18 protein-coding genes, 1 tRNA gene, 3 rRNA genes, 1 other RNA gene and 1 other annotated feature are annotated in these 18,339 nt (G+C 38.8%); of the genes, 17 read left to right on the top strand and 6 right to left on the bottom strand.

Going from position 1 to position 18,339, the window contains the following annotated elements; translation table 11 throughout:
• The 3 genes from IQI_RS01790 to IQI_RS01800 form a co-directional block, all read left to right on the top strand.
• Positions 1-173, top strand: a 23S ribosomal RNA gene (locus IQI_RS01790); the annotation flags it as partial.
• A 101-nt stretch (positions 174-274) separates the two neighbouring features.
• A 5S ribosomal RNA gene (gene rrf / locus IQI_RS01795) occupies positions 275-391 on the top strand.
• Between the two features lie 726 nt (positions 392-1,117).
• Entirely contained in the window at positions 1,118-1,600 is a 483-nt protein-coding gene (locus tag IQI_RS01800; RefSeq protein ID WP_064091106.1) for a glutathione peroxidase, read from the top strand.
• Positions 1,601-1,635: 35 nt separating this feature from the next.
• Here IQI_RS01800 and IQI_RS01805 read toward each other — a convergent pair whose 3' ends face one another.
• The gene (locus IQI_RS01805; RefSeq protein WP_064091107.1) at positions 1,636-2,577 is read right to left on the bottom strand and encodes a YaaC family protein; all 942 of its coding nucleotides are present in this window, start codon (positions 2,575-2,577) and stop codon (positions 1,636-1,638) included.
• Positions 2,578-2,692: 115 nt separating this feature from the next.
• Here IQI_RS01805 and guaB point away from each other — a divergent pair, with 115 nt between their 5' ends.
• From guaB to IQI_RS01835, 6 genes are all read left to right on the top strand, one after another.
• Positions 2,693-4,156, top strand: a complete 1,464-nt coding sequence (guaB, locus tag IQI_RS01810; RefSeq protein WP_064091108.1) for an IMP dehydrogenase — start codon at positions 2,693-2,695, stop codon at positions 4,154-4,156.
• A 243-nt stretch (positions 4,157-4,399) separates the two neighbouring features.
• A complete protein-coding gene (locus IQI_RS01815) occupies positions 4,400-5,719 on the top strand; it encodes a D-alanyl-D-alanine carboxypeptidase family protein (protein ID WP_408006828.1) in 1,320 nt (439 codons plus the stop codon).
• Positions 5,720-6,005: 286 nt separating this feature from the next.
• Positions 6,006-6,887, top strand: coding sequence for a pyridoxal 5'-phosphate synthase lyase subunit PdxS (gene pdxS / locus IQI_RS01820; protein ID WP_064091110.1), 882 nt, complete (start codon positions 6,006-6,008; stop codon positions 6,885-6,887).
• Between the two features lie 14 nt (positions 6,888-6,901).
• Positions 6,902-7,489: a pyridoxal 5'-phosphate synthase glutaminase subunit PdxT gene (gene pdxT / locus IQI_RS01825; protein WP_328585722.1), complete on the top strand. Its 588-nt coding sequence runs from the start codon at positions 6,902-6,904 to the stop codon at positions 7,487-7,489.
• A 52-nt stretch (positions 7,490-7,541) separates the two neighbouring features.
• Positions 7,542-7,751: a binding site (T-box leader), on the top strand.
• A 48-nt stretch (positions 7,752-7,799) separates the two neighbouring features.
• A complete protein-coding gene (gene serS / locus IQI_RS01830) occupies positions 7,800-9,077 on the top strand; it encodes a serine--tRNA ligase (RefSeq protein WP_064091112.1) in 1,278 nt (425 codons plus the stop codon).
• 103 nt (positions 9,078-9,180) lie between these two features.
• Positions 9,181-9,273, top strand: a tRNA-Ser gene (locus IQI_RS01835).
• Positions 9,274-9,375: 102 nt separating this feature from the next.
• Here the strand turns inward: IQI_RS01835 and IQI_RS01840 are convergent.
• From IQI_RS01840 to IQI_RS01860, 5 genes are all read right to left on the bottom strand, one after another.
• The gene (locus tag IQI_RS01840) at positions 9,376-9,735 is read right to left on the bottom strand and encodes a hydrolase (protein ID WP_231893368.1); all 360 of its coding nucleotides are present in this window, start codon (positions 9,733-9,735) and stop codon (positions 9,376-9,378) included.
• A 116-nt stretch (positions 9,736-9,851) separates the two neighbouring features.
• Positions 9,852-10,520: a deoxynucleoside kinase gene (locus IQI_RS01845; protein WP_064091114.1), complete on the bottom strand. Its 669-nt coding sequence runs from the start codon at positions 10,518-10,520 to the stop codon at positions 9,852-9,854.
• The gene (locus IQI_RS01850; protein WP_064091115.1) at positions 10,504-11,160 is read right to left on the bottom strand and encodes a deoxynucleoside kinase; all 657 of its coding nucleotides are present in this window, start codon (positions 11,158-11,160) and stop codon (positions 10,504-10,506) included. Before IQI_RS01850 ends, IQI_RS01845 begins: the two co-directional genes overlap by 17 nt.
• Before the next feature lie 210 nt (positions 11,161-11,370).
• On the bottom strand, positions 11,371-12,654 hold the full coding sequence (locus IQI_RS01855) for a LysM peptidoglycan-binding domain-containing protein (protein ID WP_064091116.1): 1,284 nt from the start codon (positions 12,652-12,654) through the stop codon (positions 11,371-11,373).
• A 75-nt stretch (positions 12,655-12,729) separates the two neighbouring features.
• Complete coding sequence (locus tag IQI_RS01860; RefSeq protein ID WP_064091117.1) at positions 12,730-13,275, bottom strand: isochorismatase family cysteine hydrolase; 546 nt, start codon at positions 13,273-13,275, stop codon at positions 12,730-12,732.
• A gap of 83 nt (positions 13,276-13,358) precedes the next feature.
• Here IQI_RS01860 and tadA point away from each other — a divergent pair, with 83 nt between their 5' ends.
• The 8 genes from tadA to IQI_RS20775 all read left to right on the top strand — a co-directional run.
• Positions 13,359-13,853 (top strand): tRNA adenosine(34) deaminase TadA, encoded by a 495-nt coding sequence (gene tadA, locus IQI_RS01865; protein ID WP_064091118.1) that lies wholly within the window; start codon positions 13,359-13,361, stop codon positions 13,851-13,853.
• A 98-nt stretch (positions 13,854-13,951) separates the two neighbouring features.
• Positions 13,952-14,215, top strand: an RNA gene (gene ffs, locus IQI_RS01870) — signal recognition particle sRNA large type.
• A 172-nt stretch (positions 14,216-14,387) separates the two neighbouring features.
• The gene (gene dnaX / locus IQI_RS01875; RefSeq protein WP_064091119.1) at positions 14,388-16,076 is read left to right on the top strand and encodes a DNA polymerase III subunit gamma/tau; all 1,689 of its coding nucleotides are present in this window, start codon (positions 14,388-14,390) and stop codon (positions 16,074-16,076) included.
• A gap of 60 nt (positions 16,077-16,136) precedes the next feature.
• On the top strand, positions 16,137-16,457 hold the full coding sequence (locus tag IQI_RS01880) for a YbaB/EbfC family nucleoid-associated protein (RefSeq protein WP_064091120.1): 321 nt from the start codon (positions 16,137-16,139) through the stop codon (positions 16,455-16,457).
• An 11-nt stretch (positions 16,458-16,468) separates the two neighbouring features.
• Complete coding sequence (gene recR, locus IQI_RS01885) at positions 16,469-17,065, top strand: recombination mediator RecR (protein ID WP_064091121.1); 597 nt, start codon at positions 16,469-16,471, stop codon at positions 17,063-17,065.
• 17 nt (positions 17,066-17,082) lie between these two features.
• On the top strand, positions 17,083-17,301 hold the full coding sequence (locus tag IQI_RS01890) for a YaaL family protein (protein WP_064091122.1): 219 nt from the start codon (positions 17,083-17,085) through the stop codon (positions 17,299-17,301).
• Positions 17,302-17,361: 60 nt separating this feature from the next.
• Entirely contained in the window at positions 17,362-17,625 is a 264-nt protein-coding gene (locus IQI_RS01895; RefSeq protein ID WP_064091123.1) for a pro-sigmaK processing inhibitor BofA family protein, read from the top strand.
• A gap of 350 nt (positions 17,626-17,975) precedes the next feature.
• Positions 17,976-18,339: ribosomal RNA gene (locus tag IQI_RS20775) — 16S ribosomal RNA — on the top strand; the annotation flags it as partial.

An 18,339-nucleotide genomic window follows, 5' to 3' on the forward strand; every position in this document is an offset into this window, starting at 1 on the left:
TGCGGAAGGGATAAGTGCTGAAAGCATCTAAGCATGAAGCCCCCCTCGAGATGAGATTTCCCATCACTTTATGTGAGTAAGATCCCTAGAAGATGACTAGGTAGATAGGTCAGAGGTGGAAGCATGGCGACATGTGGAGCTGACTGATACTAATCGATCGAGGACTTAACCACACAGTATCATTTTAAAAATGAACAATATTGGTCGATATTCGGCTTTCTTGACATCAACTCTTTATCTAGTTTTGAAGGAACAACCTTCAATGAAATATTCGTCTGGTGATTATGGCGAAGAGGTCACACCCGTTCCCATGCCGAACACGGAAGTTAAGCTCTTCAGCGCCAATGGTAGTTGGGGGATCTCCCCCTGTGAGAGTAGGACGTCGCCAGGCGAGTAGAAAGAGTAGCTCTTAGGAGTTACTCTTTTTTTGTTGGTTTGGTTGTTTGATTGGGTGTTTGTTCACAATTTGGCCGCAATTAATTGTGAAAGTGGCCCAATTAAGTCTGAAAGTGGCCCAATTCTCGAGCAAAGTGGCTCAATTTGTTTAACTTCTGGTCCAATTGAGCAAAGTGTGGGAATACAAGCCCCTTGAAATGACTACTTGTTCACCATTTTGCACATTCTAGCCTCGGTTTCGCACATTTACGTTGATTTTTCGCACATTCTTGCCATAATTTCGCACATTTCACCCCCGGTTTCGCACATTCCCCATCAAAACTCGCACATTCCTTCACATAACCCTCATCCAGAAGCACTCAATCCCACTACTTTTAAACAAAAACCTCTCATCAAAGCAAAGAATATTTATCAAACAAACATATTCAAAGAAAATTAAATAAAAAGTAACTCTTTTTTGTGGCTAGATCGAAACATTCAATAGGGTTCACAATTTGGCCCAATCATCTTTGAAGTTGGCCAACTCAAGTCTAATTTCTGAATCGGATCAAGCACCAGTCAAGAACACCAATCCGTTCGAGAATTCAACCCGTTCACAAACTTGCATTTTCTAAAGTAACCCCAACTCTAGAAAGGTAAATCAAACCACTCAAAATTGCTAACACTCTCGTAGTTACAGTATTATTTATGTAAGTGAGAAATAATAAAGGGGGAAAAATGCATGGCAGCTATTTACGATTTTATGGTTAAAAAGGCAAACGGTGAAGAAGTAACTCTTTCGGAGTATGAAGGCAATGTAATGCTCATCGTCAATACAGCTAGTAAGTGTGGATTTACTCCTCAATTTGAAGAACTACAGGGCTTGTATGAGGAGTATAAAGAAGAGGGGTTAGTTGTTTTAGGATTTCCTTGTGATCAATTCATGAATCAAGAATTTGAAAATCAGGATGAAATCATGGAGTTTTGCCAGTTGAATTATGGTGTATCATTTCCTATGTTTTCAAAGGTAGATGTGAAAGGAAAGGAAGCACATCCTTTGTTTTCATTTTTAACAAAAGAAAAAAAGGGACTGTTGCTATCTGATATTAAATGGAATTTCACTAAATTCCTAGTGACAAAAGATGGTGAGGTTTATGAAAGGTATTCTCCTCAAACCAGTCCTCGTAAAATAGAAGAGGACATTAAACAATTATTACAGCAGTAGATCATATAGGAGAGGAGGAGTAACCATCCATCTCCTTATAATTCCATCTTCTTTTTTAATAGGTTAAATAATAGACAGGGGGATTTATCTGTTGTCAGGTTGATAAATGAAGAAATGATTGGGTAGTCTTCATTTGTGCGGTTTTTTAACAATTCAATCCACCATTCTGTTTCATAGCGTGCAATCATGCTTAAATTATATAATAGAGCATAATGAATAAGAACTTCTGGGATCATATTTCCTTGATTTCGAATGGTTGGAAGAGCCAGTTTGTTATGGTTCAAATGCCATCTAATAGGCAGTTGTTCTTCCATAAGGGGGACTTGAAGGGTTTGTTCTGAAATCCATATGGCCTTCCCCTTTAGTTTTTCAAAGAGATAGTTTTTCAGCATGCCTTCTGACATGTGGTAGTGAGAAAGTAATTCTTCATCAATTGTTAATTGTTGTTGTTGCTGGAACCAAAACATCGTTTTCCGTTTTAGGAGTACGTAAAAGATTTCTTCTAATTCAGGTATTTGTACGAGTAAGTCCTCCATTTTAAATTTTTCCCCTACAATATGTTCCACGTGGAACATTAAATTGGAAAAATGGGAGAATAAACCGTTTTTTTGAACCTTTACTTCATCTTGCAAAAAATGATAATGTTGCTTTTTTCTTTTTCTTGAGGTGATTCCGTGAGCCAGTACTGAAGTTGTTTGCGGATATAAAGGATCCTCCGTCAAAATAATCGCTTTAATAAAATGAACAAACCCATAAAAGAGCAGGATAGGTTTTATGGATACAGGGCAGAGTGTAGATTGCTTATAATAAATTTCCCCTTGCTCAAGATAGTACATGAAAGGATAACAATTATCGTAGCTTCTTACTTCTGCCTGTGGAAACGAAATTTGTTCGTAGCATTTTTTTAGGAATTTTTGGGAGTATTCTGCCGACTGGAAATAACGGATGGAGTTCCATCTATGATGTTTTTGGTCCATTTTATCACCCTTTAATTATTCTGAAAAATTAAATTAATTCTAATGTCCTTGACAGTATTTTAACCAATTGATAACCTACTAATAATATTTTGGGACTAGGGAGGCTGAAAAAAGCATGTGGGAATCTAAATTTGCTAAAGAAGGTTTAACATTTGATGATGTCTTATTATTACCTGCAAAATCTGAGGTATTACCAAAGGATGTAAATATTTCAGTTGAGTTAACCGATTCAATTAAATTGAATGTGCCAGTAATCAGTGCTGGTATGGATACTGTAACTGAAGCAGATATGGCGATTGCAATGGCTCGACAGGGTGGACTGGGTATAATCCACAAAAATATGAGTATTGAGCAACAGGCTGAGCAGGTGGATAAAGTAAAACGTTCTGAAAGTGGAGTGATATCTGATCCATTCTTTTTAACTCCAGAGCATCAAGTATTTTCAGCTGAACACTTGATGGGCAAATATAGAATTTCTGGTGTTCCTATTGTAAATAATGAAGAGGAGCAAAAGCTCGTTGGTATCTTAACAAATCGAGACCTTCGCTTTATTCAAGATTACTCCATTCAAATTTCAGATGTTATGACGAAGGAAAATCTTGTTACTGCTCCAGTAGGCACTACCCTAGACGAAGCGGAAAAAATACTTCAACAGCATAAAATTGAAAAATTACCTCTAATAGATCATGAGGGGATTTTAAAAGGTTTAATCACCATCAAGGATATTGAAAAGGTAATTGAGTTCCCTAACTCTGCAAAAGATAACCAAGGTCGTTTGTTGGTTGGAGCAGCAGTTGGAATTTCAAAGGACACATTAACTCGTGTTGAACAGCTGGTAAAGGCTCATGTGGATGTTCTTGTTATTGATACTGCACATGGACATTCAGCAGGTGTACTTTCTATTGTTCGTGAAATTCGCAATGCTTATCCGACTGTTAACATAATAGCAGGTAATGTGGCAACAGCAGATGCTACTAGAGAGTTAATTGAAGCAGGTGCTGATATTGTGAAGGTAGGAATTGGACCTGGTTCTATTTGTACGACTCGAGTAGTTGCAGGGGTAGGTGTACCACAAATCACTGCAATCTATGATTGTGCTACTGAAGCGAGGAAGCATGGCAAATCCATTATTGCTGATGGAGGAATCAAATACTCTGGAGACATCGTTAAAGCCCTTGCTTCAGGAGGACATGCGGTTATGTTAGGAAGCTTGCTGGCTGGAACGTCAGAAAGTCCAGGAGAAACGGAAATTTTCCAAGGGCGACGTTTTAAAGTGTATAGAGGGATGGGTTCAGTTAGTTCCATGGAAAAAGGATCAAAAGATCGTTATTTCCAAGAAGAAAATAAAAAGTTCGTTCCAGAGGGAATTGAAGGTAGAATTCCATACAAAGGACCTCTTGCAGATACTTTGTATCAATTAGTCGGAGGACTACGTTCTGGAATGGGGTATTGCGGGACGAAGAACCTTCACGAACTAAGAGAAAATGCTCAGTTTATCCGAATGACTGGAGCTGGACTTCGTGAAAGTCATCCACATGATGTTCAAATTACGAAGGAATCACCGAATTATTCATTATAATAAAATGCTCTTTAACAAAGACTGGCCAAGGTTCTTGGTCAGTTTTTTCTATGTGAAGAAAAAAGTATCCAAGTACCAGAATACAGAAAAAAAGAAGGCTGCAAGTCCCTTGACCTATTCCAAAACTAGGAATATTCTCTGTCTATTCTTAACTTTAGAACTATGATAAAATAACGAAGGTGTACATAAAATCTTGGAGGGCTAACAGTGAAAAGAAGTTGGATTCAAAAATCTTTTGTTTGTATGATGGTTTTTATGATGGCAATGGGTGTTGTGCAGAAACCTGCAAATGCTCAAGGAGACTTGGACGTTAACGCAAAAGCTGCGATTTTAGTAGAGGCAAGTACGGGTAAGATTTTATATGAAAAGAATTCTGATACTGCTCAAGGTATTGCTAGTATGACGAAAATGATGACAGAATATCTGCTGCTTGAGGCAGTTGAAGAAGGCAAAGTAAAATGGGATCAGAAGTATACGGTACCTACGAATGTATCGAAAATGTCTCATAATACTTCGTTAAGTAACGTTTCTTTACGTGAAGAAGGAACCTACACTATCAAAGACTTATATGAATCAATGGCTATTTATTCAGCAAATGCTTCAGCTATGGCAATAGCAGAAACGATTGCCGGATCAGAAGCTAATTTTGCGAAATTGATGAATAAAAAAGCTGAAGAACTCGGCTTGGAAAATTATAAATTTGTTAACTCATCAGGATTGAATAATAAAGATTTAGCTCCTTATGTCGATCAAGTTGTTGGCGGAGCTGAGGAAGAGAATGTGATGTCAGCTAAAGATACTGCGACACTTGCATATCGACTTCTGAATGATTATCCGGAGGTGCTGGAGACATCTTCTATAGCGAAGAAGATGTTTGCTGAAGGTACTGAAGATCAATTCAACATGCCTAACTGGAACTGGATGCTTCCGGGGCTGATTCGTGAGTACGAAGGCATGGACGGACTTAAAACAGGGACTACCGACTTTGCAGGCGCTTGTTTTACTGGAACTGCTGAAAGAGATGGTATGAGATTTATCACTGTTGTCATGAATGTAGATGTTTCAGCAGGTGAAAACTCTTATGATGCCCGTTTCAATGAAACAAGAAAAATGCTCGATTACGCTTTCGCCAACTATTCAATAGAGGAAGTCCTACCAGCTAATTATCAAGTGAAAGGTCAAAAGACCCTTCCAGTTGAAAAAGGAAAAGAAAAAGAAGTTCAAATAAAAACTGATTCGCCATTAAGCATGGTGATTAAGAATGGTGAAAAAGACCAATATAAACCAGAGTTTGTATTAGATAAGAAAAAGTTGAATGACGAAGGTGAATTAACGGCTCCTATTAAAAAAGGAGAAAAAGTTGGGTATGTCACTTTAAAATCAAGTGAAAAGAACGATTTAGGTTACCTTACAGACAAGGGGACAAATGCATCGAAATCATCTGTTGTTGCTGTTGAGAGTGTAGAAAAAGCCAACTGGTTTGTTCTATCAATGAGAGCAGTAGGTGGATTTTTCGGAGACATTTGGAATTCCATTACATCGACGGTTAAAGGTTGGTTCTAATCTTTCTTTTATAAAAGAATGTAATATCAACACCAAGACTTCTACGGACAAGTCTTGGTGTTTTTTATAAGTAGAGGGATGACTGGAAACATACAAGGAGTGCATAGAGAAATTCTATTAAATCTCTGTATGATAACCAATCCGCTTTTCGTCTTGACATTACACTGCTTTTATTGTTTATTTAGCAGTAGGGTTACATAATCATTCCGATTGTTTTAGTCACTTTTTCTTCCTTGAGAAGGGAAGGATAAAGGCGAACATAGGATAAAATATAAGGGGGATATATATGAAAACAGGTACAGATGTTGTAAAAAGAGGTATGGCTGAAATGCAAAAAGGCGGCGTTATTATGGACGTTGTCAATGCTGAGCAGGCAAAGATTGCTGAAGCTGCAGGTGCAGTGGCGGTAATGGCTTTAGAACGAGTTCCAGCAGATATTCGTGCTGCAGGTGGGGTAGCAAGAATGGCAGATCCTCGTATTGTAGAAGAAGTTATGGGAGCTGTATCTATTCCAGTAATGGCAAAGGCTCGTATTGGTCATATTGTTGAAGCTCGAGTTCTTGAATCAATGGGTGTTGATTACCTGGATGAAAGTGAAGTGTTAACGCCAGCTGATGAAGAGTATCATTTAAATAAAAGAGATTTCACTGTTCCGTTTGTATGTGGATGCCGTGACTTAGGTGAAGCAGCTCGTCGTATTGGTGAAGGCGCGTCTATGTTACGTACAAAAGGGGAACCGGGAACTGGGAATATCGTAGAAGCGGTTCGTCATATGCGTAAAGTAAATGCTCAAGTACGTAAGCTTGTAAGCATGAATCAAGATGAAATCATGACAGAAGCGAAGCTTTTAGGTGCTCCATATGAATTATTATTAGAAATTAAAGAAAACGGACGTCTACCGGTTGTAAACTTTGCTGCAGGTGGAATTGCAACACCAGCTGATGCTGCTCTAATGATGGAATTAGGAGCAGACGGAGTATTCGTTGGTTCTGGTATCTTTAAATCTGAAAATCCTGAGAAATTCGCGAGAGCGATTGTTGAAGCAACTACTCATTATCAAGATTATAAGTTAATTGCAGAGCTTTCTAAAGAGCTAGGTGTCGCAATGAAGGGAGTAGAAATTTCTTCTATCCTTCCTGAGAACCGTATGCAAGAACGCGGATGGTAAGAGGTACTTCTATGATGAACATCGGTGTATTAGGACTTCAGGGTGCCGTTAGAGAGCATGTTCGCTCGATTGAAGCATCAGGTGCTAACGGGATCGTGGTCAAGCGTGTAGAACAATTAGAAGAGCTAGATGGCTTGATTATGCCAGGTGGAGAAAGTACCACTATGAGAAGACTGATTGATCTTTATGGGTTTATGGAGCCACTAAGACAATTTGCCAGTGAAGGTAAGCCCATCTTCGGAACCTGTGCAGGACTGATTCTTTTAGCAAAACATATTGTTGGCTATGATGAACCTCACCTTGGTGTAATGGATGTGACAGTTGAACGCAATTCCTTTGGCCGTCAAAAAGAAAGCTTTGAAGCAGATCTATCCATTGCCCATGTTGGAGAAGGATTTAATGCGGTCTTTATTCGTGCCCCACATATCGTGGAAGCGGGTGAAGAAGTGGAAGTGTTAGCGAAGCACAATAATCGCATTGTTCTCGCACGACATGGACAATTTCTCGGATGTTCCTTCCATCCAGAGCTTACAGCAGACAATCGCTTAACGGCATTTTTTATTAGCATGGTGAAAGAAGCAAAAGAAAAAACATTGGCATAATTCTATTGCAATATGGAAAACATTGTAGTAGATTATGAAATAACCAAAATAATTTAAATCGTTGATAGGAAGTAGTAGTAAGGATTACTTGCTAAAGAGAGTCGGTGGCTGGTGTAAACCGATGCAAGAGCCTTATGAATCCATCCTTGAGTAAAGTACTGAAACAAGTAAGTATTTTCGGTGATTCCGTTACCATCTCTTAAGAGGAAGATGCGAGAGCGTCTTCAATTAGGGTGGCAACGCGGAAACCTCCGTCCCTTTTACCAGGGATGGGGGTTTTTTATTTTTTTATAAAAAAGGAGAGAATCTCATGTTAGACATTAGGTATTTACGTAACAATTTAGAAGATGTAAAAGCACGTTTACAGCATCGTGGAGAAGACCTTGAGGACTTTGGAAAGTTTGAAGAATTAGATAAGAGAAGAAGAGAGCTTTTGGTTGAAACTGAAAACTTAAAGAGCAAGCGAAATGAAGTATCTGGACAAATTGCCGAACTGAAGAAAGAAAAGAAGGATGCTCAAGATCTCATTGTTGAAATGCGTGAAGTTGGTGGCATGGTTAAGAAATTAGATGATGAATTAAAAGGAATTGAAGAAGAATTAGAGCGTATTCTTCTTTCTATCCCAAATATTCCTCATGAAACTGTTCCAGTTGGAGAAACAGAGGATGACAATGTAGAAGCCCGTAAGTGGGGAGAAGTTCGTGAGTTTGATTTTGAAGCAAAGCCACACTGGGATATCGCTACAGGATTAGGGATCTTAGACTTTGAGCGTGCAGGAAAAGTAACAGGAAGTCGTTTTGTTTTTTACAAAGGATTAGGTGCAAGACTTGAAAGAGCTCTCATTAACTTTATGATGGATCTTCATATGGATAAACACGGATATACTGAAATGATTCCTCCGTTCCTTGTAAATCGTGCAAGTATGACAGGAACAGGTCAGCTTCCTAAGTTTGAAGAAGATGCATTTAGAATTGAAAGCGAAGATTACTTCCTTGTTCCGACAGCAGAAGTACCGGTAACCAATTATCACCGTGATGAAATTATGAAGGGTGAAGAGCTCCCAATCAGCTATGTGGCGTATAGCGCAAACTTCCGCTCTGAGGCAGGTTCTGCTGGCCGTGATACCCGTGGATTGATTAGACAGCATCAATTCAATAAGGTCGAGCTTGTTCGCTTTGTGAAGCCAGAAAATTCTTATGATGCTCTTGAAGAATTGACCGGCCATGCTGAAAAGGTTCTTCAGCTTTTAGGTCTTCCTTATCGTGTGTTATCAATGTGTACTGCAGACCTTGGGTTTACAGCAGCGAAGAAATACGATATCGAAGTCTGGATCCCAAGCTATGGAACGTACCGTGAAATCTCTTCTTGCAGTAACTTTGAAGGATTCCAAGCGAGACGTGCCAATATTCGCTTTAGAAGAGAGGCAAATGCAAAGCCTGAGCACGTTCACACATTAAATGGTTCTGGTTTAGCCATTGGTCGTACAGTGGCGGCCATTTTAGAAAATTACCAACAAGAAGATGGAACGGTAGTCGTTCCAGAAGCTCTTCGTCCTTATATGGCTGGAGCAGAAGTGATCAAAGGATAAAAGAAAAATGTCTGGCCAGATATCAGGTCAGACATTTTTAATTTTTTTTATAAATATGCTTGACTCTATTTTATCACCGTGATATTATAGTTCTTGTCGATACGGAGGAATACCCAAGTCCGGCTGAAGGGATCGGTCTTGAAAACCGACAGGGGTGTTAAAGCCCGCGGGGGTTCGAATCCCTCTTCCTCCGCCATCTATTACTTATAACCAAAGCGCATAATTTGGAGATAAAAGTCGTTACATTCATTGTAACGACTTTTTTTAGTTGACCTATGAGACTAAATTCATAGGTCTTTTATTTTAGATTTTCAATATCCTTTCGCAGGGGAGCGTTGTCTGTGGAATGTAGAATACCGATTTCAGTTATATGTCTTTTAGCCTCTTCATCCCCAAGTTTATAAATCATTGCAAAAATATCCTTCATGGATCGATCATACTGGTCGTCTTCCGGGGCATTATGATATTGACGAAAAGGAACTTGAGCGCGTCTCATGGTGGACATGTCGTCAGAGTAGTTTTCATTAAAAAGCATTTTGAGTTCAGTCATTTCGGTTGGGGTAGCATGAATTTTATAGCTTGGACTTGCATTTTGGTTAGGGTCCTGCAAAATGTCCCCACTGCTTATATCAACATAATAAGTGTGCTTTGATTCCAATCTTTTCATCTCCCTTTTATTTCTAGTCTTATTTCATACATACCTCGTTCAGAGTTGAAATAAACAGAAAAAAGACTACTCATCCTCTCTGAGTAGTCTTTCTTCTGTTTATCTATTTAGCTTTTTAACATTCTCGTTTGCTCAATAAAATAACCAATTCTTTCTACGATTGGTTCAATCGAGTTTTCATTGTTAACAAGGTCATATTCACTAATATCTAGTCTTAATACTGGGCATGCGTTAAAGGAATTAATCCAGTTTTCATAACGCTGATGCATTTCCTCCCAGTACTCAATCGGAGTTTGCTGCTCCATTGGACGTCCACGCTCACGAATACGATCGACGACATTATCAATAGAACCTTCTAAATAAATAAGCAGGTCTGGGTGTGGGAAGTAAGGTGTCATGACCATTGCTTCGAAAAGACTTGTGTATGTTTCATAATCGATATCGCTCATGTTGCCTTTTTCGTGATGCATGCGAGCAAAGATGCCTGTATCTTCATAGATTGAACGATCTTGTATAAATCCTCCGCCATATTCAAAGATTTTTTTCTGTTCTTTGAATCGCTCTGCCAGGAAATAAATTTGAAGATGAAAGCTCCAGCTCTTAAAGTCTTGATAAAATTTATCTAAATAAGGATTTGTATCGACTTTCTCAAATGAGGTTCTAAAGCCTAAGGCATTGGCTAAGCCGTTTGTCATGGTAGACTTCCCGACACCAACTGTTCCAGCAATGGTAATCACGGCATTATTCGGGATGCCATATTTATTGCGAAGATTCATGATAGTGAACTCCTTTTTTAAGTGTAGTTTCTAACTTAGTTAGAATTTCGTGCAGGTCTTCTTTATTTTGAACGAAATCAACGTGATCGCCATTGTAGCGAAGAACAGGGATATCTGGGTGAGTTTTTTCAAATGTGTTCATATATTCTTCATAGTCTAGAGACAATTGTTTTAAATAAAGAGGACTAATTTTCTTTTCAAAATCTCTTCCTCTTTTTTCAATACGTTTTAAGAGTGTGTCTAAACTGGCATTTAAGTAAATGACAACATTCGGTCTTGGCATATCCGATGTCAAAACATCGTAAATATGAAGATACTTGTTGAATTGTTGTTCGTCCTTTAACGTTCGTTTGGCAAAAATGATGTTTTTAAGAATATGATAATCGGCAACAACAGATTTATTTTGAGATATAAAATGTTTTTCGATATCTTCCAGCTGTTTGTATCGATTGCATAAGAAAAACATCTCTGTTTGAAAACTCCACTCTTCGATATCATCATAGAATTTATCTAGAAACGGGTTTTCATCGACGATTTCTTTTAGTAAATGAAATTGAAAATGCTCAGAAATCGCTTTTGCCAGAGAGGTTTTTCCTACCCCAATCGGACCTTCAACCGTGATGAAAGGAATGCTCCCCATTTAATGTCCTCCTCATATTACGACAATCTATTCTCGTATAAAAAGTATAAAATATAAAATAACGACAGGAATTATTGTAACACAATATATGGATGGTTTGTTTAGGATATTTTAATATCAAATAAAATTGTTCAGTAATTAAGAAGAAAAATAAAAAGCTGATGCACAGGTATTTATAGACTTACCTGTACATCAACTTCTATTAAAAATTTATCGTTTAACCACATTAAAGTTGTCAGAAAGTAACAACCAGTTTTGAGGAAAGGATAAGCCTAACTTCCAATAGCTCATTCCTCTTAACTTTAATTCTTTTAGTAAGTCAAATTTGGCTTGAATACTTCGAGCATCCTCAAACCATACCTCATGATCTTTACCTGCTTCGTCTTTATACTTAAAGAAAGGAGCTTGAGCTTTTTGGTCATATTGGATTCGAACATTGTTCTTTGCGGCTAATTCAATCCCTTGTTGGGGGCTGATTGCTTTTGCTGTATCTCCTTGTTTAAAAGGGAGAGTCCAATCATAACCGTATAAATTTTGTCCCATTAAAATTTTAGAAGGTGGCATTTCGGATATAGCATAATCCAGCACCTCTTTTACGGGGCCGATGGGGGAAACAGCCATGGCTGGACCTCCACTATATCCCCACTCATAGGTCATGATTACTACAAAGTCCACTATTTCACCATGAGCCTTATAGTCATGGGCTTCATACCACTTTCCCTTTTGATCTGCACTTGTTTTCGGTGCAAGAGCGGTAGAAAGAAGCCACCCTTCTTGGTCAAATCGTTTTTTCGCTTTCCGTAGAAATTGATTATAGGCTTCCTTATCTTGAGGACGTAAATATTCAAAATCAAAATGAATATCTCTGAATCCATACTTTTTGGCAGTTTGAACAACGTTATTTAGAAATTTATTTTGAATGGTTTGGTCATTTAACAGAATGCGCCCTAACTCGTCACTAAAGGTACCTTCTTCCTGATTTGTAATGGCCATCATTAAGACATTTTGATTGTCTCCTCCAGTTTGAATAAGATTGCCTAAAGGCGGTTCCTTTAATGAGCCGTCCCGTTTTGCCTGAAAGCTGAATGGAGCCAGATAAGTAAGATAAGGGGCCGCTTCCTTAGCGCTTTGTTCCAGATTGTCTGCAACAGTTTCCCCGTAAGGTTCAACATACCCATTAAATTCTGCTTGTACTTTGGATTTAGCAGGAATGTATAAGCGGAACCCCACTTGTAATGGTTGATTTGGAGAAATCCCATTAACGCTAGCCAATTCCTGATAGGGTACTCCCACCTTTTGACTAATGGACCATAAACTATCACCAGGTTGAACATAATAGAAGCTACCTATAATAGGAATCACGAGTGATTGACCAATCACCAAATTATCGGGATTAGGCAATACATTCGCATCTACAATATCTTTAACTGTTGACCCATACGCTTGAGCAATCCCGAATAAAGATTGATTTGGTTGGACAACATGAATTTGCATACTTAGTCCCTCCCTTATTCCTTCACTATATTCAGCCTATGAAAAGGGAAAGGGAGTTATGTTTATATGGTGAAATTAATTCTTTAGGAGAGTTTTTGTCGCCTGGATGTCTGCTTTTAAAACATTTTTCATCATGGTCAGAGCATATTGATTGTCTTCTTCATTAACAGAAGCAATCCCATCAGATGGAACAAATAAAGAAAATTCTCTCATATATGCATCATTCGCTGTAAATAAAACACAAATGTTACCGGCAATCCCCGTTATAATTACATTTTTCACAGATAAATGATGCAAAAGGGTATTGAGGGCAGTGCCATAAAAGGCAGAATGCTTTGGTTTAATAAGAAAAAAATCTTGATTTGTTGGTTGTAATGGAGTGATGATTTCATGACTCAATTCATTATGGCATTTCTTATAAATCTCTTTATAATCAGCCTTCCAAAGCTCGTAGTGATCATTAATATAAATAACTGGCAGTTGATTTTTGCTACAATACTCACGTATGTTGTTAATAGGACCAACGATTTTCTTGGCGTGTCCTGCCAAAGTCGATCCATGAGTGAAATCAAACGGATTCATAATATCAATGACAAGAAGAGCGGTATCCTTAGGTATCATATAGTTGCCCCTTTCTTTTATAGTTTGGAATTAAGATGGAGTTTTTATAAAATAAATGTAGAAATAAAATGTAGGAGTTCATAATGAATACAAGAGACGAACGTTATATGAAGGAAGCAATAAAGGAAGCAGAAAAAGCCGGTGCGATTCTGGAAGTCCCTATTGGAGCGGTTATAGTCGTAAATGATGAAATTGTAGCTCGTGCACATAACCTAAGAGAGACAAGTCAAAATGCTATTACTCACGCTGAAACCCTTGCAATACAGGAAGCGTGTGAAAAATTAGGAACATGGCGACTGGAAGAAGCGGAATTATACGTAACTCTCGAACCATGCCCCATGTGCAGCGGAGCCATCCTTCTTTCACGAATAAAAAAAGTCGTTTATGGAGCAAAGGATCCAAAAGCGGGCTGTGCAGGAACATTGATGAACTTATTGCAGGATGATCGGTTTAATCATCAGTGTGAGGTCATTCATGGTGTGTTAGAAGAGGAATGTGGTACAATTTTATCACAATTCTTTCGAAAACTGAGGGAACGTAAAAAAGAAATGAAGAGGAATAATTCCAGTGAACTGTAAATAACTTACAGCATTCACCCATTGCATTTTAACGTAGTTCCTTGTATACTTAATCTTGCGTCGCACTTGTGGCGCAACCAAATATGGTATCAATTTTGCCGTGCTAGGTGGGGAGGTAGCGGTGCCCTGTACTCGCAATCCGCTCTAGCGAGACCGAATTCCTTTCTGAGGCTTGCACTCTGTGGGGCTGCCTCAAGTAAGTGGTGTTGACGTCTGGGTCCTGCGCAATGGGAACCCATGAACCATGTCAGGTCCGGAAGGAAGCAGCATTAAGTGGGACCTTCCATGTGCCGCAGGGTTGCCTGGACCGAGCTAACTGCTTGAGTAACGCCTATGGATGCTTGTCGACGAAAGGTGCACGGCAGTTTCATACATATACAACAACTCATCCTTAACGGGGTGAGTTTTTTGTTTGGGTTTTTTAAAAAAACAATAAAAACATACGAAACAATCTGTCTCTAGTTTTCTTTGTAAAACCCATTCATATTACGTTATAATAGATTAGAGTGTACATAAATAAGAGGGGGGAGTATTTTGGCATATCAAGCATTATATCGTGTATGGCGTCCTCAATCTTTTCTGGATGTAGTTGGACAACAACATGTAACGAAAACGTTGCAAAATGCCCTCCTTCATCAAAAAATTTCTCATGCCTATTTATTTTCAGGACCAAGAGGAACAGGGAAGACAAGTGCAGCCAAGATTTTGGCGAAAGCAGTTAACTGCGAACGTTCTCCTATCGCAGAACCTTGTAATGAGTGTGATGCTTGTAAAGGAATAACGGACGGCTCCATACCGGATGTCATTGAAATCGATGCAGCTTCTAATAATGGAGTGGAGGAAATAAGAGACATCCGAGATAAAGTAAAGTATTCTCCAAACGTAGTAGAGTACAAAGTCTACATTATTGATGAAGTGCATATGCTTTCTATTGGAGCGTTCAATGCCTTATTGAAAACGTTAGAGGAGCCTCCAAAACACGTTATCTTTATACTAGCAACCACAGAGCCTCATAAGATTCCACTAACTATTATTTCTCGTTGTCAGCGCTTTGATTTTAAAAGAATTACAGCTAGAGATATTGTAGGACGTATGAGTCACATTGCGACAGAATCTGGAGTAAACTATGAAGACAATGCTCTTTCAATTATTGCAAGAGCGGCAGAGGGTGGAATGCGTGATGCCCTTAGTCTACTGGACCAGGCCATTTCCTTTAGTCAGGATATTGTTTCAGTCGACGATGCCTTAACTGTAACTGGAGCTGTTTCACAAGGATATTTAAATACATTGGCTAAAGCGATTCTTGAAAAAGATGTTTCAACAGGGTTAGGAGCCTTAGAAGAGTTACTCTTTCAAGGAAAGGATCCGGCACGGTTTGCAGAAGACTTTATTTTGTACTTCCGTGATATGCTGTTGTATCAAACAGCACCAAATTTAGAGGAATCCTTAGAACGTGTTATGCTGGATGACGACTTTAAAGAACTGGCTGGACAAACCCACCCTCAGCAAATTTATCAATATATTGATATCTTAAATCAAGCTGGGCAAGAAATGCGTTTTACGAATCATGCTCGAATCTATCTGGAAGTTTCGATTGTGAAGTTGTGTCAAATGGAAGGACCTTCAACAGCTTCTTCTCCAGAAGTGACGGACATGATGAAGAAGATTCAATTGCTTGAAAAAGAAATAGAGCAATTAAAAGCAAATGGTGTCAAGGTTCAGGCAGAGACCTCTGCTCAACCGTCAAAAAAACCAATTCGAGCAAAGAAAGGCTTTAAAGCTCCTGTTGGGAAAATTCAAGAACTATTAAGGACAGCTACAAAAGAAGACCTCAATTTAATTAAGAGCCGTTGGGGAGATATGGTTGAAACGTTAAACCAAAGACAAATGCGCTCACAGTCTGCACTATTAAATGATGCAGAGCCAGTTGCAGCAGCGAACGGGGCATTTGTGTTAAAATTTAAATACGATATTCATTGTCAAATGGCAATGGAAAATCAAGCTTTTATTAATGCGATTGCTTCCATACTTGAAGAGCTCACAGGGAATAGTTATTCAGCTATTGGTATTCCTGAGGATCAGTGGACGTCAATAAGAGAAGACTTTATCCGAAACTCTAAAACAGAGGATGGAGATTCTGTTGGAGAGCAACAGGGGGAAGATTCATTATTAACAGAAGCAGAAAAGCTTGTAGGGTTGGATTTAATAGAAGTAAAGGAGTAAAAAACTCCTTTTAAATCTTTACGAAATCACTTTAAACAATAATTTGGAGGTAATGATACTATGCGTGGAATGGGAAATATGCAAAATATGATGAAACAAATGCAAAAAATGCAAAAGAAAATGGCGGAAGCTCAAGAAGAACTAGGTGAAAAGCAAATTGAAGGAACAGCTGGTGGCGGAATGGTTACCGTTATCGTTTCTGGTCACAAACAAGTTCTTGATGTAAAAATCAACGAAGAAGCTGTAGACCCTGATGATGTAGAAATGCTACAAGACTTAGTCCTTGCAGCTACAAATGATGCACTTAAGAAAGCAGATGAATTAACGAACTCGACGATGGGTCAATTCACTAAAGGAATGAACCTACCAGGAATGTTCTAGGAGGCAATACTATGCACTATCCTGAGCCTATATCAAAGCTAATTGATAGCTTTATGAAATTGCCAGGCATTGGGCCCAAAACAGCGGCCCGACTGGCTTTTTTTGTCCTCAGTATGAAAGAAGACACCGTATTAGATTTTGCCAAAGCATTAGTTAACGCAAAACGTAACTTAAGCTATTGTTCTGTATGTGGCCATATTACGGACCAAGATCCTTGTTATATATGTGAAGATCAACGAAAAGATCGTAGTATCATATGTGTGGTTCAAGACCCTAAAGATGTAATTGCCATGGAGAAGATGCGAGAGTATAACGGACTATATCACGTTTTACATGGAGCGATCTCTCCTATGGATGGGATTGGACCAGAAGATATCAATGTACCGGACTTAATTAAACGCCTTCATAATGATGAAGTGAAAGAGGTTATCTTAGCGACAAACCCTAACATCGAAGGGGAAGCAACAGCTATGTATATCTCACGCCTCGTCAAACCATCTGGAATTCGCATTACACGAATTGCTCACGGTCTTCCGGTAGGTGGAGATCTCGAGTATGCAGATGAAGTGACATTATCAAAAGCTCTTGAAGGAAGAAGAGACGTATAACAAGGGAGAGAATAATTATGTTCTTCCGTAAAAAAGGAAAATTAAAAAAAGAATACGATCAATCCTTACTCCGTGTTCTAGAAGAAACGAAGGAACGCTGGAACCAACAACGGAGTATAGATGATATGAGTGTTGATTATAATTTAAACATTCACTGCAGCTCTAAAATCGCAGAAGCCAAATATTTTTTCCTATTTAGAGAAGCGAAACACAGAAAGATCGTCATAAAAAGGTAGACAACCTTCATATCCTTACAATAAGAGAAAATTTGTCTTTTATTGAGAGGAGAGAAAGATATGAGCCCGGTGATAATAATTACAGTGATTAGTGGCCTGATTATTTTGCTATTAGCAACAGGCACACCGATAAAACCATTGCGATTTGTTGGACAGGTTGCCATGAAGGTGATGATTGGTGCGTTATTTTTGTTTTTCCTTAACGCTTTTGGAAGTCAATATGGAATCCATGTACCAATCAACTTAGCAACTTCGTCCATATCAGGAATCTTAGGAATTCCAGGAGTCGTAGGTTTGACCGTTATACAGTTATGGATTGTGTAATTAAGAGAAAAAACAAGAGGACTAGTCGTATGCACTAATCCTCTTGTTTTTTGCATTTATAATAGAAGAAAGTATATAGAAAAAAGGGGGAAGAATAATAAAATCAAATTAATTTTGAAAAACTATTGACTCTTTAGTTGAATGGGTGATATTATATTACTTGTCGCCAAAACGACATGAAAAACATCATTTAAAAAAGTTGTTGACACCACAACGGTGACAATGATATGATGGTTAGGTCGCTTCAAAACGAAGCACTTAACAAATTGAACCTTGAAAACTGAACAAAACAAGACAAAACGTCAACGTTAATTCTAGATTTACAAGTAACACAAGAGCTATTCAAACTTTTATCGGAGAGTTTGATCCTGGCTCAGGACGAACGCTGGCGGCGTGCCTAATACATGCAAGTCGAGCGGATTGATGGGAGCTTGCTCCCTGATATCAGCGGCGGACGGGTGAGTAACACGTGGGTAACCTGCCTGTAAGATTGGGATAACTCCGGGAAACCGGGGCTAATACCGAATAATTCATTTCCTCGCATGAGGAAGTGTTGAAAGGTGGCTTTTAGCTACCACTTACAGATGGACCCGCGGCGCATTAGCTAGTTGGTGAGGTAACGGCTCACCAAGGCGACGATGCGTAGCCGACCTGAGAGGGTGATCGGCCACACTGGGACTGAGACACGGCCCAGACTCCGTACGGGAGGCAGCG

Source organism: Rossellomorea aquimaris TF-12 (genome assembly GCF_001648555.1).
Taxonomy (GTDB): Bacteria; Bacillota; Bacilli; order Bacillales; family Bacillaceae_B; genus Rossellomorea; species Rossellomorea aquimaris.